Origin of the sequence: Zoogloea oryzae (assembly GCF_030161255.1) — a bacterium.
In the GTDB taxonomy this organism is placed as follows: Bacteria; Pseudomonadota; Gammaproteobacteria; order Burkholderiales; family Rhodocyclaceae; genus Zoogloea; species Zoogloea oryzae.
This window is the reverse complement of sequence record NZ_BSPX01000208.1, coordinates 858-1,163: the sequence shown is the minus strand read 5'-3', so window position 1 is coordinate 1,163 and position 306 is coordinate 858. Positions and strand designations below refer to the sequence as shown.

General features: G+C 41.8%; 1 protein-coding gene. It reads right to left on the bottom strand.

Annotation, left to right across the window (positions count from 1 at the left end):
* Positions 1–306, bottom strand: a 306-nt coding sequence (locus QQK25_RS24780; protein ID WP_284190059.1) for a photosystem I psaA/psaB family protein, incomplete at both ends; no start/stop codon positions are given.

The window sequence follows — 306 nt, the reverse complement described above, 5'->3', positions numbered from 1 at the left end:
AATGAGGGTCCCAAATTGCATGAGCAATGGGTCTTACATGTAAAGGGTCCTGTACCCACGACTCAAAGTTTCCTTGCCAAGCTACATGAAAAAGATTTCCGGATGTCCAAAGAAAAATAATGGCTAACTGTCCGAAGTGAGAAGCAAAAATATTCTGATAAAGACGTTCCTCAGTAATATCATCATGACTCTCGAAGTCATGTGCAGTAGCAATACCAAACCAAATACGACGAGTAGTGGGGTCCTGGGCTAAGCCTTGGCTAAACCTTGGAAATCTTAATGTCATAATGCCTTTCAAATCCTCCT